The 26,615-nt window shown below is 65.1% G+C and carries 18 protein-coding genes; 11 read left to right on the top strand and 7 right to left on the bottom strand.

Features of this window, described 5'->3' with window-relative positions; translation table 11 throughout:
• Positions 1-44: 44 nt before the first annotated feature.
• From tilS to cysS, 4 genes are all read right to left on the bottom strand, one after another.
• Entirely contained in the window at positions 45-1,463 is a 1,419-nt protein-coding gene (gene tilS, locus CSQ92_RS02455; protein ID WP_099393126.1) for a tRNA lysidine(34) synthetase TilS, read from the bottom strand.
• Positions 1,464-1,608: 145 nt separating this feature from the next.
• Positions 1,609-2,583, bottom strand: a complete 975-nt coding sequence (locus CSQ92_RS02450) for an acetyl-CoA carboxylase carboxyltransferase subunit alpha (protein WP_034756951.1) — start codon at positions 2,581-2,583, stop codon at positions 1,609-1,611.
• Between the two features lie 54 nt (positions 2,584-2,637).
• Positions 2,638-3,357, bottom strand: a complete 720-nt coding sequence (locus CSQ92_RS02445; RefSeq protein WP_225317449.1) for a DNA-3-methyladenine glycosylase family protein — start codon at positions 3,355-3,357, stop codon at positions 2,638-2,640.
• On the bottom strand, positions 3,357-4,754 hold the full coding sequence (gene cysS, locus CSQ92_RS02440; protein WP_070259255.1) for a cysteine--tRNA ligase: 1,398 nt from the start codon (positions 4,752-4,754) through the stop codon (positions 3,357-3,359). Before cysS ends, CSQ92_RS02445 begins: the two co-directional genes overlap by 1 nt.
• Before the next feature lie 311 nt (positions 4,755-5,065).
• Between cysS and CSQ92_RS02435 the strand changes: the two genes are divergently transcribed.
• The 4 genes from CSQ92_RS02435 to CSQ92_RS02420 all read left to right on the top strand — a co-directional run bounded on the left by CSQ92_RS02435 (position 5,066) and on the right by CSQ92_RS02420 (position 7,888).
• On the top strand, positions 5,066-5,662 hold the full coding sequence (locus CSQ92_RS02435; RefSeq protein WP_373606040.1) for a peptidylprolyl isomerase: 597 nt from the start codon (positions 5,066-5,068) through the stop codon (positions 5,660-5,662).
• Between the two features lie 73 nt (positions 5,663-5,735).
• Positions 5,736-6,227 (top strand): peptidylprolyl isomerase, encoded by a 492-nt coding sequence (locus tag CSQ92_RS02430; RefSeq protein ID WP_092610294.1) that lies wholly within the window; start codon positions 5,736-5,738, stop codon positions 6,225-6,227.
• An 86-nt stretch (positions 6,228-6,313) separates the two neighbouring features.
• Complete coding sequence (locus CSQ92_RS02425; protein ID WP_099393125.1) at positions 6,314-7,069, top strand: UDP-2,3-diacylglucosamine diphosphatase; 756 nt, start codon at positions 6,314-6,316, stop codon at positions 7,067-7,069.
• A 69-nt stretch (positions 7,070-7,138) separates the two neighbouring features.
• Positions 7,139-7,888, top strand: coding sequence for a DUF72 domain-containing protein (locus tag CSQ92_RS02420; RefSeq protein WP_099393124.1), 750 nt, complete (start codon positions 7,139-7,141; stop codon positions 7,886-7,888).
• On the opposite strand, the gene CSQ92_RS02415 is transcribed toward CSQ92_RS02420, so the two are convergent.
• Positions 7,885-10,125 (bottom strand): hypothetical protein, encoded by a 2,241-nt coding sequence (locus tag CSQ92_RS02415; protein ID WP_099393123.1) that lies wholly within the window; start codon positions 10,123-10,125, stop codon positions 7,885-7,887. The genes CSQ92_RS02420 and CSQ92_RS02415 overlap by 4 nt on opposite strands.
• 255 nt (positions 10,126-10,380) lie before the next feature.
• Here CSQ92_RS02415 and CSQ92_RS02410 point away from each other — a divergent pair, with 255 nt between their 5' ends.
• From CSQ92_RS02410 to CSQ92_RS02380, 7 genes are all read left to right on the top strand, one after another.
• Positions 10,381-10,761, top strand: a complete 381-nt coding sequence (locus tag CSQ92_RS02410) for a GntR family transcriptional regulator (protein WP_034784016.1) — start codon at positions 10,381-10,383, stop codon at positions 10,759-10,761.
• A complete protein-coding gene (locus CSQ92_RS02405; protein ID WP_099393122.1) occupies positions 10,758-11,630 on the top strand; it encodes an ABC transporter ATP-binding protein in 873 nt (290 codons plus the stop codon). The genes CSQ92_RS02410 and CSQ92_RS02405 overlap by 4 nt, the downstream gene beginning before the upstream one ends.
• Positions 11,627-12,628 (top strand): hypothetical protein, encoded by a 1,002-nt coding sequence (locus CSQ92_RS02400; protein WP_070279019.1) that lies wholly within the window; start codon positions 11,627-11,629, stop codon positions 12,626-12,628. Before CSQ92_RS02405 ends, CSQ92_RS02400 begins: the two co-directional genes overlap by 4 nt.
• Before the next feature lie 759 nt (positions 12,629-13,387).
• Positions 13,388-20,482, top strand: a complete 7,095-nt coding sequence (locus CSQ92_RS28970; protein ID WP_099393121.1) for a hypothetical protein — start codon at positions 13,388-13,390, stop codon at positions 20,480-20,482.
• 110 nt (positions 20,483-20,592) lie between these two features.
• Positions 20,593-21,888, top strand: a complete 1,296-nt coding sequence (locus tag CSQ92_RS02390; protein WP_099393120.1) for a TolC family protein — start codon at positions 20,593-20,595, stop codon at positions 21,886-21,888.
• A 28-nt stretch (positions 21,889-21,916) separates the two neighbouring features.
• Entirely contained in the window at positions 21,917-24,061 is a 2,145-nt protein-coding gene (locus tag CSQ92_RS02385) for an ATP-binding cassette domain-containing protein (protein WP_218964028.1), read from the top strand.
• A complete protein-coding gene (locus CSQ92_RS02380) occupies positions 24,058-25,227 on the top strand; it encodes an HlyD family type I secretion periplasmic adaptor subunit (protein ID WP_070260260.1) in 1,170 nt (389 codons plus the stop codon). Before CSQ92_RS02385 ends, CSQ92_RS02380 begins: the two co-directional genes overlap by 4 nt.
• A 24-nt stretch (positions 25,228-25,251) precedes the next feature.
• Here CSQ92_RS02380 and udk read toward each other — a convergent pair whose 3' ends face one another.
• Together udk and CSQ92_RS02370 are read right to left on the bottom strand one after the other, a co-directional pair.
• Positions 25,252-25,896 (bottom strand): uridine kinase, encoded by a 645-nt coding sequence (udk, locus tag CSQ92_RS02375; RefSeq protein WP_070260278.1) that lies wholly within the window; start codon positions 25,894-25,896, stop codon positions 25,252-25,254.
• A gap of 59 nt (positions 25,897-25,955) precedes the next feature.
• Positions 25,956-26,459, bottom strand: a complete 504-nt coding sequence (locus CSQ92_RS02370) for a DUF2199 domain-containing protein (RefSeq protein ID WP_099393119.1) — start codon at positions 26,457-26,459, stop codon at positions 25,956-25,958.
• Between the last annotated feature and the right edge of the window lie 156 nt (positions 26,460-26,615).

Below are 26,615 nucleotides of genomic sequence, written 5' to 3'. Positions count from 1 at the left end.
CTTGCCGGCTACCCCGGGAGTGGCCGTGGCGGCTGCCCTTACGCTCAGCAGGAGAGCCAGCGCAAGGCGACGCGGGGACGATCCAGCAGGCTCAGGCAATGGCAGTCGAGGCCAATACCGGCCGCGTACAGCAATTGTTGCGCCGCACAGACAAGGGGCAGGCGTTCGCGCTCCCAGGCGGGCACGTCAAACGCCTGATAATGGTATTTCAAGCTCTTGGTGGGACGGTTCAAGGCCAGTTTCAGGCGCTCGCCGCCCTGGCGGAAATCGATGGTCAAGGTCTGTGCTTGCAGCCAGGCAATATCGATACCTTGCCCGCCCTCTTCCACCGCATCGAAATGCAGCACGCCGCCATACGCGGGAAAGGCCAGGCTGGCCTCGCCTTTCCAGGTAAACTCCTGGCTGGCTTTTTCCAGGCCGGGAATGCCCGCATCGTCACGCTCGCGCATGCCGGCCAGGTCATCGAGCTTCGGCGTCAGGTACAGACGGTCGCGATGGCGCCGCACGTGGCACTCGGGGTGTGTGACCAGCAATTGCGCATCGGGCCGCGCTTCCAGCAGCTGCGCCAGCATTTCCGCCAGCCACGCCGTCGACGGCATGCGCAAGCCGCGCGTGCCGAACCAGTGGCGCAGCAGGTTGTAGCAGCGGTCCGCGCTCAGCGCGCGCAATTTCGCCAGTTCGATGCAATCGCCATCGAGGCACGCTGCCAAATCGTGGGTCGCCAGTTCCGTCAACAGGCGCTGCGCCGATTGCGCGTGCTGGGCGCTGCGCGCAAAACGTTCCTGGAAGCCGGGAAATGCCTGCGCCAGCACAGGCATCACTTGGTGCCGCAAGGCATTGCGGGCGAAGCGGGGATCGTCGTTCGATTCATCGTGGATGTGCGCGATCGCATGCTTCGCCACATAGGCCTCGAGCTGCCTGCGCGACACGGGCAACAACGGGCGCGCCATCACCAGGTCCGGGTTGCCCAGCAACTCGGGCGCGCTGTTGGCGCCATCCATGCCGGACAAGCCCGCCGTGCCGGAGCCGCGCAGCAATTGCAGCAGCACGGTTTCCGCCTGGTCATCCTGGTGGTGGGCCGTCAGCAGCAGCCGCACGCCATGCGTGGCGCACAGTTCGCCCAATGCCGCATAACGGCGCTTGCGGGCCGCCTCTTCCGTGCCCGTCTTCGCATTCTTTTCCAAGGTGACCTTGCGCGCCTCGAAGGCGATGCCCATGCCAACGCACAATTGCCCGCAATGGGCCAGCCAGGCATCCGCATTCGGGCTCAGGCCGTGGTGCACGTGGAACGCGTGCAAGGCCACGCCATGCTCTTGCGCCCAGGCATGCGCCAGGTGCAGCAGGGCCGAGGAATCGAGGCCGCCGCTCAGGGCGATGCCGACCGTCTCGCCGGCTTGCGGTCCGCAGGTTTCCAGCGCGCTAGCAAAGATATCGGCGACGGTGGCGGTTTGTTGCTTTTTCAATGTGGACTCCGGGAATGCAAAGAGGGACAGGCGGCTAAACGGATGGTGTCGTTTAGCGGACTGTCCCTGGTGTTTTACTATCTTGTCGGCTTACGTCTTGTCGGCTTACGCTGCGCTAAGCCGACCTACGCCGACCGGCGATGGATTACTCGCTCGGCGTGGTTTCCTTGAACTTGCCGTAGCTCAGCAGTTTTTCATGGCGCGCGGCCAGCAGGTCCTTGGTTTTCATGCCGTGGAACTGGCGCAGGGTGTCGGCCAGTGCGCGTTTCAGCAAGGTGGCCATCTGTTTCGGATCGCGGTGGGCGCCGCCCAGCGGTTCGTTGATGATCTTGTCGATCAGGCCCATGGCTTTCAGGCGGTGCGCCGTCAGGCCCAGCGCTTCGGCCGCGTCGGAGGCGCGCTCGGCGCTCTTCCACAGGATCGAGGCACAACCTTCCGGCGAGATCACGGCATAGGTCGAGTATTGCAGCATCAGCACGGCATCGCCCACGGCAATGGCCAGCGCGCCGCCGGAACCGCCTTCACCGATGATGGTGGCGATCAGCGGCACTTTGAGTTCGGCCATCACGTACAGGTTGTGGCCGATGGCTTCCGACTGGCCGCGCTCTTCCGCGTCGATGCCGGGAAAGGCGCCCGGCGTGTCGACGAAGGTGAAGATGGGCAAGTTGAACTTTTCCGCCACTTTCATCAGGCGCATGGCCTTGCGGTAGCCTTCCGGTTTCGGCATGCCGAAATTGCGCATGGCGCGCTCTTTCGTGTCGCGGCCCTTCTGGTGGCCGATGACCATGCACGGCTGGCCGTTGAAGCGGGCCAGGCCGCCGACGACGGACAGATCGTCCGCGTAGCTGCGGTCGCCATGCAATTCGTGGAAATCAGTAAAGATTTCATTCACGTAATCCATGGTGTAGGGGCGCTGCGGGTGGCGCGCGATCTGCGCCACTTGCCAAGGCGTCAGCTTGGCGTAGATATCCTTGGTCAGCTGCTGGCTCTTCTTGGCCAGGCGGTCGATCTCTTCCGAGATGTCGACGGCCGAATCGTCTTGCACGAAGCGCAACTCTTCGATCTTGGAATCGAGTTCCGCGATCGGCTGTTCAAAATTGAGGAAAGTCGTTTTAGTCATTGTACCTCCAGGTTTTACAGGCCACGGCGCCAGGGCGCGCGGCGTCATCTATGTTTATTTTACCGTACCGGCTGGTGCGCCGGGGGCTGCATCGGATGCGGCAGGGGCGGCTGCAGGGTCGAGACTGCGCCACAAATACCACGTCGCCACGGTGCGCCACGGTTCCCAATTGGCGGAAACCTCGCGCGCATCGCTGCGGGAAACTGGTTCGCCGGAGAAATAATTGACGCTGATACCCTGGATCAAACCGGGGTCGTCGAGCGGCAAGACATTCGGCCGAAGCAGATTAAATATCAGAAACATCTCGGCTGTCCAGCGGCCGATGCCGCGGATCTGCACCAGTTCGGCGATGACGGCTTCGTCATCCATCTGGTCCCACTGGCTCGCGTGCACGCGTTTGGCCTTGAAATGGTCGGCCAGGTCGAGGATATATTCGGTCTTGCGTTTGGACAAGCCGCAGGCGGACAGCTGCTCGGCGCCTGCCTTCAATACTTGCGAAGGCGTGCATTTCGGGCAAGCCAGCAACAGCTTTTTCCAGGCAGCATCCGCCGCCTTGGGCGTGATCTGCTGCCCCACCAGCGAACGGGCCAGGGTGGTAAACGGGTCGCTATGGCCGACCAGGTGCAGGTCGCCAAATTGCGGGATAAGCTTTTTCATGATGCGGTCGCGCTTCATCAGCTCGATCTTCGCCTCTTCCCAGTAGTGCGGCACCTGGATCACTTGCGCCAATTCCGTCACCTTGGGCGCTTCCCCGTTTTCCCTGGACGTTGGCATCATGCGCGGCGCCAGTTGGTCGAGCCGTCAGGCTTGTCTTCAAGAATGATGCCCGCCGCCAGCAGCTCGGCACGGATCTTGTCGGACTGGGCAAAGTCGCGCGCCTTTTTCGCCGCACTGCGCGCCGCGATGGCCGCTTCGATGCCGGCCGCCTCGTCCTGTCCACCGGCGGCAGCGCCGACGGTCGCTTGCAGGAATTGCTGCGGCGTGCGTTCGAGCAAACCGAATACGCCTGCCAGGCCCTTCAGTTGACGCGCCAGGGCTGGGGTTTTGTGCTTGTTGACTTCCGTTGCCAGGTCGAACAGGGCGGCCACGGCCAGCGGCGTGTTGAAATCGTCGTCCATGGCTTCGCGCACGCGCACGGCATGCGCTTCGCTCCAGTCGATGGCGCCCTCTTCCACCGCCACGTCGGCCAGCGCCGTGTACAGACGCGTCAGGGACAGGCGCGCGTCATCGAGATGCACGTCCGAGTAATTCAGGGGGCTGCGGTAGTGCGCGCGCAGGATGAAGAAGCGGATCACTTCGGCATCGAACTTTTGCAGCACTTCGCGGATGGTGAAGAAGTTGCCGAGCGACTTGGACATTTTTTCATTGTCCAGGCGCACGAAACCGTTATGTATCCAGTAATTCACGCTGGTATGGCCGAACGCGCCTTCGGATTGGGCGATCTCGTTTTCGTGGTGCGGAAATTGCAAATCCGCGCCGCCGCCATGGATATCGAACTGTTCACCGAGCAAGGCGCAGGACATGGCCGAGCACTCGATATGCCAGCCCGGACGGCCCTTGCCCCACTTCGAATCCCATTTCACTTCTTCCGGCTCGGATTCCTTCGACGACTTCCACAGCACGAAGTCGAGCGGATCGCGCTTGCCCGTGTTCACGTCGACGCGCTCGCCCGCGCGCAGATCGTCGAGCGACTTGCCCGACAGCTTGCCGTAGTGGGGGAAGTTGCGCACGGCGTAATTGACGTCGCCATCCGCGCCCTGATAAGCCAGATCCTTGGCTTCCAGCTGTTCGATCAGGCGCAGCATCTGCGGCACGTATTCGGTGGCGCGCGGCGTGTGGTCGGGCGTCAGGATGCCCAGCGCGGCCGTGTCTTCATCCATGTACTGGGTGAAACGCGTCGTCAGCTGGGAAATCGTCTCGCCGTTTTCCACGGCGCGGCGGATGATCTTGTCGTCGATGTCCGTAATGTTGCGCACATAGGTGACATCGAAACCGGACGCCTTCAGCCACCGGTAGATGACATCGAACGCCATCATCATGCGCGCATGGCCGATATGGCAATAATCGTAGATGGTCATGCCGCAAACGTACATGCGTACCTTGCCTGCTTCCATCGGGACGAATACCTGCTTTTCGCGAGCCAGGGTGTTGTAAATCTTTAGATTGCTCATCGTGCTTTGCAAGTGGAGCGGCCGCCAGCCTGGCAAAACGACAGACAGGCGCGGACACCAGGGGTGCCGCGCCACTGAACTGCCGTGTGCGCCGAGACTGTACGACCCGCTATATTGTTGTTCTTGTTTGTTAGAATTGGGGCGTTAGCGGCCAAGTATAACATTGATAAAAACCATACTGGCCCGATATGAATCAGGTTTTTACGATGTTCAACCGAAACTCACTTCTTTTGGCAACAACGCAAGTTTAAAGAAAAATAACGATCAAGGACGCCTTCATGCAAGAAATCAAATCGAAACGCCTGTCTTTCCTGGCCCGCTTTTGCACCCTGTTTGCCGGCCTGACCCTGGGCAGCGCCGTCGTGGCAGCCGCTCCGGCGACCGTTCTCGACCCAACGCCGCACGTGGCCCTGAAAACCAGCATGGGCGAGATCGTGCTGGAACTGGATCAGGAAAAAGCACCGAAAAGCGTGGCCAACTTCCTGCAGTACGTCAACAGCGGTTATTACAAGGGCACCGTGTTTCACCGCGTCATCGACGGCTTCATGATACAGGGCGGCGGCTTCGACAAGAACATGAAACAGAAAGCCACCAAGGCGCCGATCAAGAATGAAGCGCAAAACGGCTTGCAAAACGTCACCTACAGCATCGCCATGGCGCGCACGGGCGACCCGCATTCGGCCACCGCACAATTCTTCATCAACGTCAACGACAATGGTGCGCTCGACTACCCGGGCCGCGACGGCTTCGGCTACACGGTGTTCGGCAAAGTCGTCAGCGGCATGGACGTGGTCGACAAGATCAAGGCCGTGCCGGTAGCCGACAAGGGCCCGCACCAGAACGTGCCGGTCACCCCCGTGGTGATCGAATCGGCGACTTTACTCAAGTCCGTGCCCGCAAAACTGTAAAATAGCGTTTTTGCGGCGCCGGCCTGGCTGGCGCCACTGAATCAATTATTCATCCAATTTATTAAGGATTATCATGACCTCCGTCATCATCACCACCAATCTGGGCAAGATCACCGCTGAACTGGACGCCGAAAAAGCGCCGAAAACGGTTGCCAACTTCCTGGCCTACATGAAAGCTGGTCACTACGACAACACGATTTTCCACCGCGTCATTGACGGCTTCATGATCCAGGGCGGCGGTTTCGAGCCAGGCATGAAACAAAAGCCTGCCGACACCACCGTGGAAAACGAAGCCAAGAACGGCCTGAAAAACGATACCTACACGCTGGCCATGGCCCGCACGTCGGATCCGCATTCGGCATCGGCCCAGTTCTTCATCAACATCAAGAACAACAGCTTCCTCGACTATCCAGGCCAGGACGGCTGGGGCTACGCCGTGTTCGGTAAAGTCACCGACGGCAAGGAAGTCGTCGACGCCATCCGCGCCGTGAAAACCTCGCGCGCCGGCATGTTTGCCGATGTGCCAGTCACCGATGTCATCATCGAAAAAGTCGAAGCAGTTTAATTCGGCCACTGCACCATGAATAACAGGCATTGCAGCGTTTGCGCCTCTCCATGCACTTCACTTTTTGGGAGCGTTGAACGATGACAATGCCTGCCGCACTCTTTATTTCCGACCTGCATCTGCAGAGCTCGCACCCGCGCACCAGCGCGGCGTTTCTTTCTTTCCTGGAACACCATGCGCAATATGCGCAGGCGCTGTATCTATTAGGCGACCTGTTCGAATACTGGGCCGGCGACGATGACCTGGAAGACCCGTTCAATGCGCGCATGACGGCCGCCATCCGAGCCGTCAGCGATGCGGGCGTGCACGTCTACTGGATCGCCGGCAACCGCGACTTTCTCGTCGGCTCCGGCTTTGCCGCCGCCGCCGGCGCCACCCTGCTCAGCGAACCGCACGTGGCCACGATTGCCGGCCAGCGCATCGTCTTGCTGCACGGCGACGCCGAATGCACGAAAGACGTCCAATACATGGAGTTTCGCGCCATGGTGCGCCAGCCCGCCTGGCAAAAACAGTTCCTCTCCATGCCGCTGGCACAGCGCAAGGCCATCATCGACGGTTTGCGTCAGAGCAGCCGCCAGCACAATGGCGAAAAATCCATGGACATCATGGATGTCACGCCCGATGCGGTAGCGCAAGTATTTGCCGAACACGCGAGTACCGTCATGATCCACGGCCACACGCACCGCCCTGCCCTGCATAAAGTCGACGCTACCTTGCGCTATGTCTTGCCCGACTGGGAATGCGACGTGACGCCGCCGCAACAGCCGCGCGGCGGCTGGATCGCCATCGATGCGCGCGGCAACATCACGCGCCACGACCTGAACGGCGACATCATCGACTAGGCTTGCGCCGACTGCCGCACGGGCGTTTGTCCGATAGCCGCGCCCGCCTGGCCCTGCTGTAATGGCGCCATGCACACTGTTTACATCGGCACGGCCGGCTGGAGCCTGTCCAGCGCCGCCGCCAGCCACTTCCCCCTCGATGGCAGCCATTTGCAGCGCTATGCCCAGGTCTTGCCCTGCGTGGAAATCAACAGCTCGTTCTACCGACCGCACCAGAGCGCCACTTACGCGCGCTGGGCCGACAGCGTGCCCGCCCATTTCCGTTTCAGCGTGAAATTGCCACGCAGCATCACGCACGAGCGGCGCTTGCGCGACTGTGCAGCCGAACTGGAACGCTTTGCGGGAGAAGTCATGCAACTGGGGAATAAACTGGGCTGCGTGCTGGTGCAGCTGCCGCCCAGCCTGCGTTTCGAGGCGGACGTGGCCGCCGCATTTTTCCATGCACTGCGCCAGCGCTTCGACGGCATGCTCGCGTGTGAAGCGCGCCATCCCAGCTGGTTCGAGGCAGGCGCAACCGAGCTGTTAACGATGCAGCGCATCACCCGCGTGCGCGCCGATCCGCCTGCGGGACAGCCGGGGCCGCACATACCGACGACCAGCGTGGCCTACCTGCGCCTGCACGGCAGCCCGACAATCTATTACTCGGACTACCCGGCCGACTACCTCACGGCGCTGGCCGCTGAATTGCACACACCAGCGCATGCGGACAGCTGGTGCATCTTCGACAACACGGCGGCCGGGGCCGCCCTGTTCAATGCGCTGGATTTGCAGGCGCGGCTGAGGGATGCGCCAGCCACGTCTGCGCATCGCTCCATTTAAGGCAACGGCATCTGGATGATGGCGCGGGCGGTATAACCATACAAGGTTCCGTTGCCAAAAGCCAGGACCTCCACGATGGGATTTCCCCATGCCATTTGCGGTGAGGAAATGACCCCGGTCGTATCGATCTTGCGTACGCCATCCTGGCCGCTCACGTACAGGTTGTCGGCCTTGTCGAAGGCCAGGCTGGGCATCCCGGCAAAGGACAGGCTGCCCACCCCAGGCGCACCATCGGCATTTTTAGTCGAGTACAAGGTGCCGGCAAACACCTTCACGGCGCCGTAACGATCCGCCTTGAAAATCACTTGATGGTAAAAGTCATCAAAATACAAATCACCTTTGCTGTCAAACACCATGCTGTAAGGCAAAACATCTTGCAAGCCGAGATCGCTGTCGCTGAAGGAGCGCGCGAGCGTTTCAAAGGATACAAACAAGGAGAATACGCCACCAGGCGGGCGCCGGTAAATCCCCCCGCCCAAAGCCTCCGTCCAGGTGATATAGCCATCCTTGTCAACCGCCAGGATATACTGCTGAAGGCCAAAACCGCCTGCTGGCAATGGCTCGATGGTGGACATGACCCCGTCAGCGTTGATCTTGCGCAAATTAAATGAAGGGGAATACAGCTCCCTGTCCGCCACATACACGGCCCCATCCGCACCGCAAGCGATCGCCACGGGGTTGACCATGGTCGCGCTGAGCCGCGCCCCATCGTCGCTGCCGGTACGGCCGGCAATCCCTGCATAGACTTCCAGCTTGCCATTGGGCGCCAGCCGGCGCAGCACCTTGTTGGCCGCATCGAGCAGATAGACATTCCCTGCAGGATCGCTGCACATGTCCGATGCCTTGACTTGGCCCACGCGCGCCGCAGCGCCCACGCCATCCACCTGCCCGATATTGCCCTGTATGACAGGCAGGATCACGATCCTGTTGCCGCCATCCACCCGGCTCAAGCGCTGCAGGGTGGAATCGTAAACCAGCATGCTGCCCGTATCCCCAATCAATATCTGGGCCAGGTTTTTCCAGTCGAGATAATTTCCTCCCGCGTCGGGTACATGCCGGCCCACCACCGTCGTCACCACGCCATCGGGCGTCATGCGGCGGATGGCCTCGCGGTCGGCCAGCAACAAATTGCCGCTGCGCTCGAACACCATGCCGCGCACGCCCCTGAAGCTGGCATTGACGCCCTTGCCGTCATAGCCCATCGTCATGAAATCTCCGGCAACCAGGGTGGCCACGCCATTGGCAAAGCGATAAACCTTGTTACCAGTCCGGTTACTCAAGTAAATGACGCCATTGGCATCGACTGCCATCTGGCCCACCTGCCCAGCCCGCGGCTGGCCATTCGGCTCGGCAAACAGAACATTGTAAGAACTGACCACGCCAGTTGGAGTCACCCGGCGAACCTGGAACTGTCCATCATCGACGAGCAGCAAATCACCGTTTGGATCCATGGCCATGCCGGTGATCACGCCAAACCGGGCTTGCGTCCCCGGCCCGTCGGCATACACAGGCACGCCATCCGGCTCTGCCGGTGCCGCACTGCAATTGGCACGGCGCTTGCCGGCCAGTGTACTGACCACGCCAGCCGGCGTAATTTTTCGTACCTGGCCATTGCAGGTGTCGGCCACATACAGGTTCCCCTTGCCGTCGCTCACCAGCGGTGCACGGCCCCCCATGTAAAAAGTCGCGCTGGCAGCCGGCCCGTCAACGGCGCCAGCCTTGCCTGGCATGCCGGCGTAGATACTGAGGCTGCCGTCGGGGGCCAGCTTGTGGATCACTTGTGAGGGAACATCGGCGATGTAATAATTGCCAGCGCCATCCTGCGCTATGCCATCGACACGCTGGATCCGCTCCTGCACGCCCGCCAGCACGATGGGCAGGCAACGCACGGCCAGGGTGCTGACATCCGCGCTGCCCATGGTCGCCGCGCCTTGCGCGATGCTGCAGCCCAGGCCAGCGGAGGCGCTGTCGACCTTGCCTTGATACGCCGCGCCCGCCGCCAGCTTGCCGGCAAAGCTGAAGGAACCGTTGGCCGTGACGGTCAGCTTTTCCGTGCCGTTCGCCAGCACGACGCTGGCGCCAGGCAGCAAGCCGCTGACCGTGCCGCCCAGCAGATAGCGCGGCGTTTCGACCGGCGCCACGGGTGTCGGAGGCGTGGACGTGCCGCCGCCGGAACCGCCGCCACAGGCGCTCAACAGCGCCAACAGTGCGGCGCCGCAGCCGGCACGCCTGAACAAGTTCCGTACTTCTCCAAAGCAATTTATCATTTCTGCTTTCATGGTTGTGGCGACATGCGCGCCAAAAGTTATCAAGTAAGATTTTTAAACACGCAACATTATAGTTTCCTTATGGATAGAAAAACATGAGTATCTTGACATTTGAATTTTCACTGTTATAGTTAACTACAACACCAACTCAATACATCACGGAGCTTCGATGCCTACAGCACTTTTTATGCGCCGCACCGCCCCGCCCTTGTGGGAGCGCATCCCATGAGCGCGGAATGGAACGACAATAGCCCCATCTACCGCCAGCTCAAGGCCAGGGTGGTGGGCATGATGCTCGATGGCGTGCTGCAGTCCGGCGACGCCTTGCCCTCGGTGCGCCAGGTGGCGGCCGATTATCAATTGAATCCCATCACGGTTTCGCGCGCCTACCAGGAACTGGTCGACGATGCCCTGGTGGAAAAACGCAGAGGACTCGGTATGTATGTCTTGGAAGGCGCCCGCGACAAATTGCTGGCCAGTGAACGCGAGCGCTTCCTGCGCGAGGAATGGCCAGCCTTGCTGGAACACATCACCCGCCTGGGCCTGGACCTCGATCAACTGCTGCAAGCGAGCCGCGACGCCGGCGCACACGGAGAGAACGCATGAATGCATTGAACAAGGACAGCGTCATCAGCGCGCGCGGCCTGCGCAAGCAGTATGGCAAGCAGGTGGCCATCGATGGCATCAGCTTCGATATCGCGCCGGGGCGCATCGTCGGCTTGATCGGCCCTAACGGTTCCGGCAAGACCACCACCCTGAAAGCCATCCTGGGCCTGACGGGCTTCGATGGCGACCTGTCGGTGCTGGGGCGCGATCCCCGCGTGCAGCGCGATGCGCTGATGGAAGACGTGTGCTTCATCGCCGACGTGGCCATCCTGCCGGGCTGGCTGCGCGTGGCAGACGCCATCGATTTCGTTGCTGGCGTGCATCCACGTTTCGACCGCAGCAAGGCCGAACGCTACCTGGCCCACACCAAGCTGTCGCCGAAGATGAAGGTCAAGGCCATGTCGAAGGGCATGGTGGTGCAGTTGCACCTGGCGCTCGTGATGGCCATCGATGCCAAACTGCTGGTGCTCGACGAGCCGACCCTGGGCCTCGACATCCTGTACCGCAAGCAGTTTTACCAGAACTTGCTGGAAGACTATTTCGATGAAAACAAGACCATCGTCATCACCACGCACCAGATCGAGGAAGTGGAACACATCCTCAGCGACCTGATGTTCATTCGCGACGGCAAGATCGTGCTGGCGTCGAGCATGGAAGAAGTGGGCGAGCGCTACATCGAGGTGATGGTGGGCCCGCAGCACGTCAATCCGGCGCGCGCCCTGCAGCCGATCAGCGAACGCAGCGTGTTCGGCAAGTCGGTGATGCTGTTCGACGGCGTCGCCCGCACCCAGCTGGCCGCACTCGGCGAAATACGCACGCCCAGCCTGGCTGACCTGTTTGTCGCGACCATGAAAGGATCGTACCAATGAGTATTTCCCCTGTAAACAAGATGCAATGGCTGCTCCGGCGCGAGTTGTGGGAACACAAGGGCATGCTGCTGTGGACGCCTGCCCTGATCGGTGTCGTCATGACGGTGCTGGGCGCCCTGATGGCGGCCGCGACCGTCGCAAAGACCAAAATGCACACGGCGCTCATCGTCAATGGCGAGGAAATTTCCTGGAGCACCGTTTTCAATACGCGCACCTTCGGCCCGCGCCGCACGGAAATCATCGACGCCGTCGCCAATAACTATACGTATGCGGCCGCGCCGCTGTTCCTGGCGCTGGGTTTCCTCGTGTTCTTCTATTGCCTGAGCGCCCTGCATGACGACCGCCGCGACCGCAGCGTGCTGTTCTGGAAATCGCTGCCCATCTCGGATGCGCAGACGGTGCTGTCGAAAGCGGCCATCGCCCTGCTGGTCGCGCCGCTGATCGTGGCCGCTGCCGCCAGCCTGACGTCGCTGGCCCTGATCCTGATCCTCAGCGGCGTGCTGGCGGTCAACGGCATCCACGTGTTTGCCGAACTGCTCGGCTCTTCCGGCCTGTACCTGGGACCGCTGCGCGTATTCGGCTTGCTGCCAGTGTATTGCCTGTGGGCCTTGCCGACGGTGGGCTGGCTGCTGATGGTATCGAGCTGGGCCAAGTCGAAAGTCTTCCTGTGGGCCGTCGGCGTACCGCTGCTGCTGCTCATCCTGACAGTCTGGGCCGGCAAGCTGACGCAGACGGAAAGCGATGTCAGCTGGATACAGATGAATGTTATCGGACGCGCCCTGCTGGGCACTCTTCCCGGCAGCTGGTATCTGTTCGAACCGGAACTGCTGCCACGCATGCACGCCCTGGCAGAGGGAGGATCGCACATGACGCGCATCGATGTGTTCAGCAATTCCTGGTCCAGCCTGGCCTTGCCAGCCGTCTGGCTGGGCGCAGCGGCAGGCGCGGCCCTGATTTACGCCGCCATCCGCCTGCGAAGCTGGCGCGAGGAAGGCTGACAGCGCACCATCGCATCCCCGTAAAAAACGCCCCGCCCGCCGGGGCGTTTTCATTTTTCCCCTGTTACGCCGCCGAAAACAATCACTATCGTGCTGCTAGTAATCAGTAATAAATTCCCTCGCCAAATAAAGACTATTCATTCGATAGCATTAATTAGATATAAAAATTACAAATAATTATTCCTATCGTATTTTATTACCAATCAAATTTGATAATCACCGGACAAAAAAGCAACAACTAGCAAATCGATAGCAAGACGATTTTTGAGATGAAAGGCGCAGAAATGCTGGCGCATGGCAGCAGATTCATCCGGAAAGCCCTGTTTCGTGACAATACGTGATTATTCACTTGCGCAAAGCTTGACAGAATAGAGTCATGGAAAATGATCAAAATGAAATTGAAAGTTTCAAAATTGAAATTACCATCAGAGTGAAGGCAGGCGCGGACATCCTTTAAATATGCCATCCTGCCAGTGTGTATCGTAAAGCAAGCCAGTTACGGGCGAAGCAAAATACGAGAAATAAGCGCCATGCAAAACAAATGCAAAATTAGTATTTTTAATATCCAGGATCAAGCGCTCTTTTACGCCAGCGATTTTTTTCCAATTATGTTTTACTTGCCACTATCAACATCGGCAACACCAGAGTTCGACCACGGCCCAAGCCACGCCGGAGTAACCAAGGAAACGAAATACATTATTGATTTTTTAATATCTTAAAAAATTGAACGAATATCCAACCTCTTCCGGAGACTTTAAAATGGCCACCACCCAAAATCCAGCACAAGTTCCCGTCAATGCCGAAGGCGTTGGCGCCAAGGTCGCGACGCCCGCAAAAAAAGTCGCCAACCCGAAAAACGGCGACCGCAAGCAGTATGACGAAGATGAACTGGTGCAAGGGGCCGATGCCAGCCAAAGCATGCCGCCTGAAAATGTCGTCGAAGTCACGGGAAGCGCCGATACGGGCAATGCCGGCGCCCTGGGCGCGGCCGCCGCTGTAGCGGCAGCCGCCGCGGCAGCCGGTGGCGGTGGCAGCGGCGCCGCAGCAGGCCAGGCCGGCAACGGCAGCGCCGATCTCGGCACGCCGCAAAGCGACAACAATGGCGGCGCGGCAGGCGCGGGGGCTGGCGCCGCCGGGATCCCCAGCGGCAGTGTCGTGGATGTCGCCGGGGCATCGGCTGGCGCGGGCGCGGGTGCCGGCGCGGCAGGCGGATTGGGCGGACTTGGCGTGCTGGGCGCGCTCGGCGGACTTGGCCTGGTTGCCGCCGCGGCAGGCGGTGGCGGCGGAGGCGGCGCCGCAGCTGGCGGCTCGGGTACGGGTGGCACGGGGACAGGAGGTACCGGCACTGGCGGTACGGGTACGGGCGGTACGGGCACCGGTGGCACGGGTACGGGCGGTACGGGCACCGGTGGTACGGGCACGGGTGGCACGGGAACTGGCGGCACGGGCGGCACCGGAGGAACGGGCGGCTCGACCGGCGGCCAGGGCGGCACAGGAAATCAATCCACCACCACCGTCGTGACCGACGCGGCCGTGCTGGCCGCCGCCGCCGCGGCGGCTGCCGCCAGCAACGCCCTGGCCGATGACGCCAGCGCCGCCGCGGCAGCAGCCACGGCAGCAGCTTCGCTGGCAGCGGCGAATGCCGCCATCCTGGCCGACCAACTGGCGGCACAGGCCGCCGCAGCAGCGGCAGCAGCCTTGCTCGCTGCCAATACCGCCACCAGCGACGATACGCTGGCGGCCAGCACGGCAGCCGTCGTCCCCGGCGCGCAAGCGGCCGCTACCGCCGCCACGAATGACGACAGCGCGGCAGCCACCGCTGCCGCTGCCGCTGCCACCTCCCAGGCCGCCGCCACGTCGGCGCAAAATGCTGATGCGGCTGCCGCCACGGCCGCCGCCAACGCCGCCGCCGCGCACGCCGCGGCCGATGCGGCGCAAACGCAGGCGGACCAGACCAACGCCCCGGCATTGCAAGCCATCGCCGATGCGGCCGACGTGGTCGCCGCCGCAGCCAACACCCAGGCAGCGCTGACCGACGCGGCAGCGCTTGGCGTCATCTCCGCCAATGATGCCGCCGCTGCCGCCGCCGCCACGGCGCTGGCCAATGCCACGGACGCCGCCGCGCTGGACCTGGCGGCCACCGCTGCCGCCAATGCCGCCGTCGCCGCAGGCATCCAGGCCAGCCTGACGGATGCCGCCGCCCTGGCATTGATCTCCGATGCGGATGCCGCCACCGCCGCCGCTGCCGCCACCGCGGCCGCCGCCACCGATGCCGCCGCCCTGGCTGCCGCCTCGAACGCAGCCGCCACCGCGGCAGCGAATGCGGCGGCAGCTGCCAATGCCAGCGATGCCGCGGCACTCGGTATCGCTGCCACCGCCGCCACGAATGCGGCCACCGCGGCCAGTACGCAAGCGGGCCTGACCGATGCCGTCGCCTTGAGCATGGCAGCGGACGCCGCCGCCGGCGTTGCCGCCCAGGACGCTGCCATCGCCAACGCCACCGACGCCGTCGCCCTGCAGGCTGCCGCCAATGCCGCCGCCACGAACGCCGCCAATGCACAGACGCAAGCGAACATGACGGACGCGCCCACCCTGGGCCTGATCGCAGACGCCGCCACTGCGGCGTCGGACGCAGCACAGCTCCAGGCCGGCTTGACGGATGCGGCCGCACTGGCCCTGATTTCCGATGCCGACGCTGCCGCAGCCGCCGCAGCAGCCCTTGCCGCCAGTACCGATGCCGCCGCGCTTGACGCCGCCGCAGCCCTTGCCGCCACCGTGGCGGCGAATGCCGTCGTCACGGCCAGCCTGAGCGACGCGGCCGCCCTGCAAATCACGGCCGATGCGGCAGCCAGCACGGCCGCCGGCGCCGCCACGCAAGCGGCATTGACGGACGCGGCCGCCCTGCAAGTGATTTCCGACGCCGATGCCGCCGCCGCGCTGGCCGCGCAAACGACGGCCAACCAGACGGATGCGGCCGCCCTGGCCGCTGCCGACGCGGCCGCCGCCAGCGATGCCGCCAATGCGCAAACAGTGGCCGACCAGACCGATGTCGTCGCCTTGCAGCAAGCAGCCGACCAGGCGGACGCCGATGCGGCTGCCGCCAATTCGCAAGCCAGCCTGCTGGACGTCAACGTCGCCCTGAATGCGTTCAATCTGGCCAACCTCGCCGCCCTGGCCGCCAATGTCACGGCTGGCCAAACCAGCGTGCTCGATCTGACGGCCACGGTCAATACCTTGCAGATCGGTGCCGATAATGCCGATATCTCTGCCGCCCTGTTCGATGCCACCATCCTTGCCGGCATCTCCACCGCCGATGCGCTGGCGGCAGCCGGCCTGCAAACCATCGCCGACCTGACCAATGCCGATGCGCTCATCGCCACGGCGGCCGCTGCCGTCTCGGCGGCGGAAACGGCCGCCCTGCTGGGCGGGATCGATATCTCGGCCGTCAGCGCAGCTGCCGCGGCACAGGCCGCCGCCGCCGCGGCCGCCACCACGGCCTTGCTGACCGATGCCGGCACGCTGGGCATTGCCTCCACTGCCGACGCTGCCGCTGAACTTGCCGCCCAGACTGCCGTCACCACCTTGACGGCCGCCAATACGCTGGCGCAAAACGCGCTGACCACGGCACAATTTGTTGCCAATCAGACCGACGCCGTGGCCCTGGGCCTGGCCTCTTCCGCAGCCGATGCGGCCGCAGCCCTGGCCGTCACGACTGCCGGCCAGACCGACGCCATCGCGCTGAGCCTCATCTCGAACGCCGATGCGCTGGTCGCTACCTCCGCCGCCAACCTGGCCGCGCTGACGGATGCCACGGCGCTGGGCGTGATCTCGACCGCCGACGCCACCCTGGCCGCCACCCTGCAGGCGACGGCCAATCTGACGGATGCCGCCGGCCTGGGCCTGCTCGCCACGGCCGCTGCCGCTGCCGCCAATACGGCGACGAATGTTGCCAACCTGACCGATGCGGTGGCCCTGGGTACGCTCTCGACAGCGGCCACCACCGCCGCCAATACGGCAGCCGCCACCGCCGCGCTGACCGACGCCACGGCCTTGGGCCTGGTCGCCACGGCCGACGCGGCGGCCGCTTCCGCCCTGCAAACGACGGCCAACCTCACCGACGCCGTGGCACTGGGCCTCGTGTCGACGGTCGCCAACACGGCCGCCAGCACCGCTGCCGCCGTTGCCAATCTGACCGATGCCGTGGCACTGGGCACCGTCTCGACAGCCGCCACGGCCGCCGCCAATACGGCAGCTGCCACGGCCGCCCTGACCGACGCCGTCGCACTGGGCTTGACGGCCACCGTCGACGCGGCGGCCGCCACCGCTGCACAAACAACGGCCAACCTGACGGATGCCGTCGCCCTGGGCCTGGTAGCGACCGTCAATGCCACCGCCTCCACGGCAGCCGCCGCCGTCGCTGGCCTCACCGATGCCGTCCTGCTGGGTACTGCCCACACGCTCGACGTCACGGCCGCCACCGTGGCGGCCACCAAGGCCGCCTTGACGGATGCCGCCGCCCTGACCACCGTCGCCAACAACGATGCCGCGAATGCCGCCGCCCTGGCTGCCTATTCGGCCGCCCATCCGTTCGACCTGGTGGCAGCGCTGGCGGCCACCGTCGCCGCCACCACGGCCGGCTTGTCGAACACCGCCGCGCTGGCGGCGCAAGCCGATGATGCGGCCGCCGCCTCGACCGCAGCAACGGCCGCAGCGTCCCTGACAGCCCTGAACAATGCGCTCGCGGCCGACAGTGCCGCCACCGCCGCCGCCACCCTCGCCCTGACGTCCCAGGCGGCAGCCACCGCGGCGGCGCTGGACGACACGCTGGCGGCCACCGCCGCCGGCGTGGCCGCCACCTCGCTGGCAGCGGCACAGGCGGCGCAGGCAGCCGATGCCGCCGCCGCCGCGACGGCAGCGACGGCGGCCAACGCCCTGGCCGCCTTGAATGCGGCTCTGCAGGCGGATGCAAATGCGGCCGCCACGGCCGCCGCCGCCATCACGGCGAGTGCGGCCACCGCCGCCGCCGTCGCCGACGATCTGGCCGCTGCGACGGCCGCCACTGTCGCCAACGTCTCGCAAGCGGCCGCGCAAGCGGCGCAGCTGGCCGACAATGCCGCCGCCAGCGCCGCCACCATCGCCGCCAACGCGCTGGCGTCGCTGAATGCGGCCCTGGCCGACGATGCCGCGGCCGCTGCGGCTGTGCTGAACTCCACCAATGCAACGGCCGCCGCCGTGGCCGCCGCCGCCGCCGATACGGCTGCCGCTGCGGCCGCCGCCGTGGCAGCCATCTCGGCCGCCGCCACGCAACATGCGCAAGCGGACGATATCGCCGCTGCCGCCGCCGCCCTCACGGCGTCCGTCTCGCTGGCAGCCACGCTGGCCGCGCAGGCCGCCGATGCGGCTGTCGGCACGACCGCGGCAGCCGCTGCGAGCGCACTGGCCGCGCTGAACCAGGCCCTGAACGACGACAGCCTCGCCGCGGCAGCAGCCACGGCGGCGGCCAACGCGCAAGCGGCCCTGAATACCGCCACGACCACACTCAACGCGGCGATATTGACGGCCAGCGCCTCGCTCGCCGCCACGAATGCCGCCCTGGCCGACGACGCCACGGCGGCAAGCACGGCGGCAGCAGCGGCAGCGGCCCAGCTCATTGCCGATGCCGCGCTGCTGGCCGATGCAGGGCTGGCCGCGCTCGCAACGGCAGCCAACAATGCACTGGCAGCAGCCAGCGCAGCGCTGGCCGCCGACGATGCCGCCGCCAATGCCGCGCACACGGCCGCCCTTTCGGCGGCCGCCACCCTGGCGGCGCAGCTGGCCGATACGGCAGCCCTGAATGCCCATGCCGCGCTCAATGCGGCCATCGCCAACCTGAACGCGGCGGTAACGGCCGATACCAACGCCCTGGATGCCAACAATGACAGGACGCTGAAACTGAACCTCCTCCTCACCGCCCAGAGTGCGGCCGATGACGCGGCCCAGGCCAATGCCAATGCGGCTGCCGCCCATGCGGCGCTGGCGGCGGCGCAGGCCGACGATGCGGCGGCTGCCACCGCTGCCGCCAATGCGACTGCCGCGCATGCGGCGGCCGTCGCGGCGCAAAACGCCGATGCCGCTGCGGCAGCGGCATCGGCGCAAGCGGCCATTTCCCTGGCCGCCACCCTCAATGCCCAGGCGGATGACGCCACCGCGGCAGCGGCCGCCACGGCCGCCGCGAATGCGCAACTGGCCCTGGACGCAGCCCTGGCAGCGGACGCCAACGTCGCCGCCACCGCGGCAGCGGCAGCGGCCGCCCAGCTGGCGGCGCAAAACGCGCATGATGCCGATGTTGCGGCAGCGGCAGCGGCCGTTGCCGCTGCCATCACCCTGGCAGCCACGCAAGCGGCGCAGGCAGACGACGCGGCAGCCGCGCTGGCAGCGGCCAATGCCGCCAACGCCCAGGCAGCGCACGACGCCGCCGTCGCCGACGACCAGGCAGCTGCGGATGCCGCCGCCACCGCAGCGCTGGCGCAAACGGCTGCCACGGCAGCGGCAGCCGCGGATGCTGCCGCCAGCGCCAGCGCCGCCGCAGCGGCAGCATCACTGCTCGCCGCCCAGGCGGCGCAGGCCGACGACACGGCAGCCAATCAGGCAGCGGCCAATGCCGCCGCCGCCACCGCCGCGCACACGGCCGCCATCGCCGCCGATGCGCTGGCCGTCAGCACGGCAGCAACGGCGGCCAGCGCACTGGCTGCAGCCACGGCAGCGCAGAACGCCGACGACGCGGCCGCCGCAGCCGCCGCCCAAGCCGCCATCTCGCTGGCGCTCACCCAGGCGGCACAGGCCGACGATGCGGCGGCAGCAGCGGCCACGGTCAACGCCAACAACGCGGCGGCAGCGGCACTTGCCGCCCATGCGGCCGATACGGCAGCGCCGCTGGCGCAGGCGCAGGCCGCCGCTTCCCTGCTTGCCCTGCAAGCGGCGCAAGCCGACGATGCGGCCGCCGCCAGCGCGGCAGCAGCAGCGGCGCAAGCGCACGCCAATGCGAGTGCCGCGTATGCGGACGATGCGGCAGCGGCCCAGGCCAATGCCGACGCGCAGGCTGCCGACGTGGCCCTGGCACAGGCGAACGCCATCGCCGCGCAGACCGACGCCAGTGCCCTGGCCATCGTGGCGAATGCGGACGCCGCCAACGCCGCCGCCGCGCAAGCGCTGGCCGACCAGACCGATGCCGTGGCCCTCACCCAGGCTGCCGATGCGGCAGCGGCAGCGGCGCTGGCAGCGGCGCAGACAGCCGCCCTGACGGACGCCAATGCCCTGCACCTGGCAGCCGATGCGGCAGCAGCCGCCGCCCTGCAGGCGCAGGCGCAGGCGGACCTGACGGACGCCAGCTCGCTGACGGTGGCGGCGAATGCCGATGCCGCCGCAGCGGCGGCAGCCCAGGCCCAGGCCGACCTGACGGACGCGAGCCAGCTGTTCGTGCTGAGCCAGAATGCCCTGCACAACCCGCTGACGGTGGCCGACTTCAGCACCGGCCTGCCGGCTGCCGGCGGCGACGTGATCGACATGTCGGCCATCGCCGACCTGACGGCGTCGGTGGCCGTGGGCGTCAACGTGGGCACGGACTTCAGCAACAATAACCTGTTCATCTTCGACGGCACGTCCGTGTCGATCGGCGCGGCGGCCAGCGCCATCGCAGCCGACGACAGCGTCTTGTCGGGCCAGGGCTACATCGTCATCGCCGATGCGCAAAACAGCGGCGCCGTGACGGTGTATCACTCGAGTGACCTGAGCAACGCCAATGCCATCGACACGGCGCTGGTGCTGCTGAGCGGGGTGAACATCACGCAACTGACGGCGGCCAACTTCGTCGTCTGAAGCAGGGCACCCACGCCAGGCGCCGCGCCTGGCACGGCGGCGGGAGCGCAAGACAGCGCGCTCCCGCCACACCTTGAAATGCGTCAGGCCTCGGGCCGGAAAAATACGGGATGAGATTACGCGGTTTCCCAGCACTATCCTCACTGCCACGCATCGCGGCCTTGCTGGCGGCCGTGGCCATGGCATCGGTATCGTCTTTCGCCGGCGCCCAGGGCGCCACCGCCTGGAGCTTCGACCAGGTCTTGCAGCAGGCGCTGCAAAGCCATCCCGCCGTGCAGGGCAAGCGTTCGGCGCAGGCGGCCGCGCGCGCCGAACTCGATGGCGCGCAGTGGCAGCGCTTTCCCAGCCTGTCGGCAGAAGTGCCCACCGGTTCGCAGGAAACGGGCGGCGTGGTGCGCATCGAGCAGCCGCTGTGGAGCGGCGGACGCATCGACGCCGGCATCGATGCCGCCGGCAGCCGAGTCGATGCGGCCGGCGCCGCCATCGAGGAAGAACGCCTGACCCTCTCTTTGCGCGTGATCGCCGCCTACACGGAAGCGCTGCGCCAGACGGCGCGCGTGCGCTCGGCGGAGGCGGGCCTGGCCGAGCACCAGCGCCTGCTGGACATGATCAAGCGCCGCGTGGTGCAGTCGGTCAGCTCGCAGACGGACCAGCGCCTGGCCGAATCGCGCGCCTACCAGGCGGCCAACGACGTGTCGAATGCGCGCCAGGCGCTGGAAAACGCGCTGGCGCAGCTGTCGCAACTGGCCGGCAAACCCGTGCGCCTCGTCAGCGCCACGGGCATCGGCGTGGGCGAACCGCTGCCCGACGCCAGCCTGGAGCGGGTCATGCGCCAGGCCATCGACTATTCCCCCACCCTGCACCGCCTCGATTTCGAGGCGCAGGCAGCCGATTCCGAAATCACCATGCAGCGCTCGGCCTACATGCCGAAAGTCGTGCTGCGCATGGAAAAGCCGACGGGCGGCGGCATCAATGCCGACAACCGCACGCGCGCCATGCTGGTACTGCAGGCGCAGCCTGGCGCGGGCTTGTCGGCCAAGGCTGGCGTGGATGCCGCCGTGGCCCGGCGCGAAGGCGCGCGCGCCGCGCACGACGTGGCAGAACGCGAAGTGCGCGAGCGTTTCACCCTGGACTGGAACGAGGCCGAAGCGAGCCGCCAGCGCCTGGGCAACGCGGGCGAGGCCAGCACCACCTCGACGCAGGTATTCGAATCGTATGCGCGCCAGTACGTGATCGGCCGCAAGAGCTGGAACGACGTGCTCAACGCCGTGCGCGAAGCGACCCAGGCGCAGTTTTCACTGGAAGACACGCGCGCGCAAGCCATCGCCGCCAGCCTGCGCCTGGCCGCGCAAACAGGCACCCTGGCCGGGCGCACGGCGCCGGCAGGCATGGCGCGCGCGAATTGACACCGACATGATGCACACAGGAGACAGCGTGGATACCTCCATCAAACATGGCTTGCTGACACTCATCGAGCGCGCCGCCCGCCTGACGGGCCAGCACGTGCCCGCCGCGCGCCTGGCCGACCTGCAGCGCCAGCTCGATGACGCCGAGGATAGCGGCCCGCCCGCCATGGTCCTGACCACCCTCTGGCAGGCGGCCGGGCTGGAAGGCGCGGCGCGTCCGCTGCACGAGCCGACGCCGGGCGAGCTGCCATTCGCCGTCTACAGCGCCAGCACGGGCTGGGGCTTGCTGCAGTCGCGCGGCGCCGACGGCGCCTGGCGCGGCGAAGGCATCGATGGGCGCGCCTTGCAGCTGGCGACACTGGCCGGCCTGGCTTGCGTGGGCCTGCCGCGCCGCAGCGAAAAAAGCGGCGCCCGCCCCGGCGCCCTGGGCCTCGTGCGCAACGCCCTGTGGCTGAAGAAAAGCGTGTTTGTCGACGCCGTGCTGGCCACCGCGCTGGTGACCCTGCTGACCATGGCCACTTCGCTGTTTTCCATGCAGGTGTACGACCGCGTGATCCCGAACCAGAGCTTCAGCACCCTGTGGGTGCTGGTGGTGGGCGTGGCCCTGTCAATCGGCCTGGAATTCATCCTCAAGCAGGTGCGCAGCCGTATCGTCGACCACTCGTGCAATGACGTCGACCATGAATTGTCCGAGTGGTTTTTCCAGCGCATGCTGGGCATCCGCATGGAGGCGCGCCCCGCTTCCGTCGGCACCCTGGCGGCGCAGGTAAAAGGCTTTGAAATGGTGCGCGGCGTGCTGACGTCGACATCGCTGTTCGTGCTGACGGACGTGCCCTTCGCCGTGATTTTTCTCGCCATGATCACCATCATCGGCGGCTGGCTGGTGGTGGTGCCGCTGGTGGCCCTGCCGCTGGCCCTCGCGTGCGGTTTGATGTTCCAGCGCGCCATCGAAAGCCATACGCGCAAGAACCTCAACGCCAGCAACCGCAAGGCGGGCTTGCTGGTGGAAGCCGTCGACGGCGTCGAAACGCTCAAGGGCAGCAGCGCCGAATGGATGATGCAGGCGCGCTGGGCCGAACTGGTGGCCGAGAGCAGCCACGCGGAGCAGAATATCCGCGACTATGCGGCCCTGTCGCAAAACATCACGGCCGCCTTCCAGCAGCTGACCAACGTGGCGCTGATCTCCATGGGCGCGTGGTTCGTGGCCGAAAACCAGATGACCATGGGCGCCCTGATGGCGTGCACCATCATCAGCAACCGCGCCCTGATGCCCATCGTGCAGCTGCCCGCCGTGATGGTGCAGTGGGCGCATGCGCGCGCCTCGATCGACGGCCTGGAGCAAGTCATCAGCCTGCCCAACGAAGCGGACAATGCGCAGTTCGCGCTGACGCCGCGCAGCCTCGATACGGGCTTGCGCTTCGAACGCATCCGCTTCACGTATGGCGGCGCGCAAAAGGTGGCGCTGGAAGTGGAAAACCTCGCCATCCGCCCCGGCGAGCGCGTCGGCCTGGTGGGCGCCATCGGTTCGGGCAAGAGCACCCTGCTGAAACTGGCCTCGGGCCTGTACCAGCCGGCCGAAGGCAAGGTGTACCTGGGCGACGTCGACATGGCCCTGCTGGCGCCGGCCGTGGTGCGCGAAATGGTCGGCTACCTGCCGCAGGAAACGCGGCTGTTCAGCGGCACCCTGCGCGACAACCTGCTACTGGGGCTGGCCGACCCGGGCGAGGAAGCGATCCTGGCGGCCGCCAAACGCACGGGCCTGATCGAGCTGATACTGGGCCAGCCACGGGGACTGGCGCTGGGCATCACCGAGGGCGGGCGCGGCGTGTCGGGCGGCCAGCGCCAGTTGATCGCCGTCACGCGTTTGCTGCTGGCCAAGCCGCGCATCTGGCTGCTCGATGAACCGACGGGCGCCATGGATGCGAAGACGGAAGCGCGCATCGTCGGGCTGTTGGGCGAACTGGCGGCCGAAGGCGTGACCATGGTCGCCACCACGCACAAGAACGCCCTCTTGCCTCTGCTCGACCGCCTGGTGGTGCTGCAGGCGGGACGGGTGCTGCTGGATGGTCCGCGCGATGCCGTGCTGGCCAAGCTGTCGGGCAAGCCGCAAGCCGTACCCGCCCCTGCCCCGGCACCGCAAGCAGCGCCGGTGGCGCAAGGAGCGGTGGCATGAAACTGGCCAAGGTCGAAGCGCGGGAAGAAGCGAAACGGGGCCGGGTGCTGATCTGGAGCTGCACGGCGGCGCTGGCCGGTGTCATCGCCTGGGCTTCATGGGCGGAACTGGACCAGGTCACGCGCGCCAACGGCCAGGTGATCGCCAGTTCGCGCAACCAGATCATCCAGGTGGCCGATGGCGGCGTGCTGGCCGAACTGCGCGTGCATGAAGGCAGCATCGTGAAAAAGGGCGAATTGCTGGCCCGTTTCGACCGCACGCGGGCCGAGACGAGCTACCTGGAAAGCACGGCCAAGGCAGCAGGGCTGAAGGCGGCCGTGGCGCGCCTGCAGGCGGAAGTGTTTGGCGGTGCGCCGAAGTTCCCGCCCGAACTGCAGGCGTTCCCGGAATTTCGCGCCAACCAGCTGGCCCTGTTCAGCAAGCGCCAGGGTGCCGTGCAAGCGGAAGTGAGCTCGCTGGAAAGCGCCATGAAGCTGATCAAGGAAGAGCTGGAAATGAATCTGCCGCTGCTGGAAACGGGTGATGTCAGCCGCGCCGAAGTGCTGAAACTGCGGCGGCAGGTGGTCGACATCCAGGCGCAGATCACCAACCGGCGCAACAAATACCTGCAAGACAGCCAGACGGACCTGGTGAAAGCCCAGGAAGACCTGGCCGGCGTGCTGCAGACCGTGACCCAGCGCAAGGAGCAGCTGGGCTCGACGGACATCTACGCGCCCACCGACGGCATCGTGCGCAACGTGCGCCTCACTACCTTGGGCGGCGTGGCCAAGCCGGGCGAGGAAATCCTGCAGATCGTGCCGACGGACGATGACCTGATCATCGAGGCGAAAGTCAAGCCGGCCGACATCGCCTTCATCAAGCCCGGCCTGCCCACGGCCGTGAAACTGGACGCCTACGACTACGGCATCTACGGCCGCCTGCGCGGCACCGTCAGCTACATCAGCGCGGACACCTTAAGTGAAGACAACAAGGGCAACGAACAGCCGTACTACCGCGTGCAGATCAAGACCAGCGGGCGCAACCTGATGGGCAAGAATGGCGAGCCGATCCTGATCCAGCCCGGCATGACGGCCACCGTGGAAATCAACACGGGCCGCAAGACGGTCTTGCGCTACCTGACGAAACCGATCACCAAGACATTCTCGGAGTCGATGGGGGAACGCTGACGCAGCGGGCTGCGTCAGCCTGCTTCAGCCGGCCGGTTTCAATCGGCCAATGACGCTGGCCACCTTGGCCGTGATCATGTCGACCGCGGGGCCGTTGGCGCCGTGCGGCAAAATGACGTCGGCATTGCGCTTGGTCGGTTCGATGAATTGCTTGTGCATCGGGCGCACGGTTTCCAGGTACTGCTCGATGACGCTTTCCACCGAGCGGCCACGTTCCGTGATATCGCGTTGCATGCGGCGGATGAAGCGCACGTCGGAGGCCGTGTCGACAAAGATCTTCAGCGACATCATGTTGCGCAAGTCTTCGTCATACAGGGCAAACAGGCCTTCGATCACGATCACCGGCGCCGGCTTGACCAAGATGGTCCTGTCGGAGCGGTTGTGCAGCGTGAAGTCGTACTCGGGCATCTCGATCGCCTCGCCATTGCGCAAGGCCTGGATGTGCTGCACCAGCAATGGCCACTCGAACGCCTGCGGATGGTCGTAATTCTGCTGCCTGCGCACTTCAGGGGAGAGATGGGTTTGGTCGCAATAGTAGTCGTCCTGCATCACGACCGAGACCATGTCGGCGCCAAAGGACGCCAGCACTTGTTGGGATACGGTGGACTTGCCACTGCCGCTTCCGCCAGCGACACCAATAACAAACGGTTGGAAGGAAATAGTATTCATGCCGAATGATACCGGAAACATGCGCGGACCGACAGGGAGGGGCTGAAAAGCCGGGCCTGTCAATCGCCATGCATCAGCTGCGCATACAGCTCGGCCACCCGCTCTGCCGTGATGCCGTCGCGCTGTTCCAGCGCCAGCGGGTGATCCGTCGGTTCCAGCTCGATTGCCGGACGCATGCCATCGTCGCGCAGGTGCACACGGGTCTTCAGGTTCAATGTAGCGGGATACACGTGCAGTTGCGTGCTGAGCCAGCCGAAGAAGGGGCCGATGTGCGCCCGTTTGGCATCGTTGAAGCAGGCGTCCCAGGCATCGAAGCTGTCGCCGCTCAGCGATACCCACACGCCCCAGCTGAATGGCTCATCCGCGCCATGCACGGGGATGTCGAGGGTGGCGCGCACGAAGCAGTGCGCTTCGTCAACGATGCAAGCGTCGCTGTCGAGCTGGCAGCGTGCTTCGCGTTCGGCGGGCGCCATCTGCTGGTACAGCCACGGCGCATCGGCACCGAAGCTGGGCATGCCCGTGTGGGTCTCGCCGCAGGAGCGGCACAGGAAGGAAAAAGTCATGTGGGAAGGACGCTTGGTCGAATTGTTTGCGGTGTTGATTACAAAGAGTTACTTGGGGAAACTGTGCGCTTGGCATTCGGGCAAGATGATATTCTAAACAAGCTCAAGATGCACAGACGGGACGCATCGCGCCAAGGGGATTGCATGCCTGCTCTC

Origin of the sequence: Janthinobacterium sp. BJB446, assembly GCF_002735655.1 — a bacterium.
GTDB lineage: Bacteria > Pseudomonadota > Gammaproteobacteria > Burkholderiales > Burkholderiaceae_D > Janthinobacterium > Janthinobacterium lividum.
This window is presented reverse-complemented; position numbering and strand designations above follow the sequence as displayed.

Bases quoted from the DNA above. Each gene is read 5' to 3' on its own strand.
- CSQ92_RS02450 (WP_034756951.1), bottom strand. From the start codon at position 2,583: ATGACTAAAACGACTTTCCTCAATTTTGAACAGCCGATCGCGGAACTC.
- CSQ92_RS02445 (WP_225317449.1), bottom strand. From the start codon at position 3,357: ATGCCAACGTCCAGGGAAAACGGGGAAGCGCCCAAGGTGACGGAATTG.
- cysS (WP_070259255.1), bottom strand. From the start codon at position 4,754: ATGAGCAATCTAAAGATTTACAACACCCTGGCTCGCGAAAAGCAGGTA.
- CSQ92_RS02430 (WP_092610294.1), top strand. From the start codon at position 5,736: ATGACCTCCGTCATCATCACCACCAATCTGGGCAAGATCACCGCTGAA.
- CSQ92_RS02425 (WP_099393125.1), top strand. From the start codon at position 6,314: ATGCCTGCCGCACTCTTTATTTCCGACCTGCATCTGCAGAGCTCGCAC.
- CSQ92_RS02420 (WP_099393124.1), top strand. From the start codon at position 7,139: ATGCACACTGTTTACATCGGCACGGCCGGCTGGAGCCTGTCCAGCGCC.
- CSQ92_RS02410 (WP_034784016.1), top strand. From the start codon at position 10,381: ATGAGCGCGGAATGGAACGACAATAGCCCCATCTACCGCCAGCTCAAG.
- CSQ92_RS02405 (WP_099393122.1), top strand. From the start codon at position 10,758: ATGAATGCATTGAACAAGGACAGCGTCATCAGCGCGCGCGGCCTGCGC.
- CSQ92_RS02400 (WP_070279019.1), top strand. From the start codon at position 11,627: ATGAGTATTTCCCCTGTAAACAAGATGCAATGGCTGCTCCGGCGCGAG.
- CSQ92_RS28970 (WP_099393121.1), top strand. From the start codon at position 13,388: ATGGCCACCACCCAAAATCCAGCACAAGTTCCCGTCAATGCCGAAGGC.
- CSQ92_RS02390 (WP_099393120.1), top strand. From the start codon at position 20,593: ATGAGATTACGCGGTTTCCCAGCACTATCCTCACTGCCACGCATCGCG.
- CSQ92_RS02380 (WP_070260260.1), top strand. From the start codon at position 24,058: ATGAAACTGGCCAAGGTCGAAGCGCGGGAAGAAGCGAAACGGGGCCGG.
- udk (WP_070260278.1), bottom strand. From the start codon at position 25,896: ATGAATACTATTTCCTTCCAACCGTTTGTTATTGGTGTCGCTGGCGGA.
- CSQ92_RS02370 (WP_099393119.1), bottom strand. From the start codon at position 26,459: ATGACTTTTTCCTTCCTGTGCCGCTCCTGCGGCGAGACCCACACGGGC.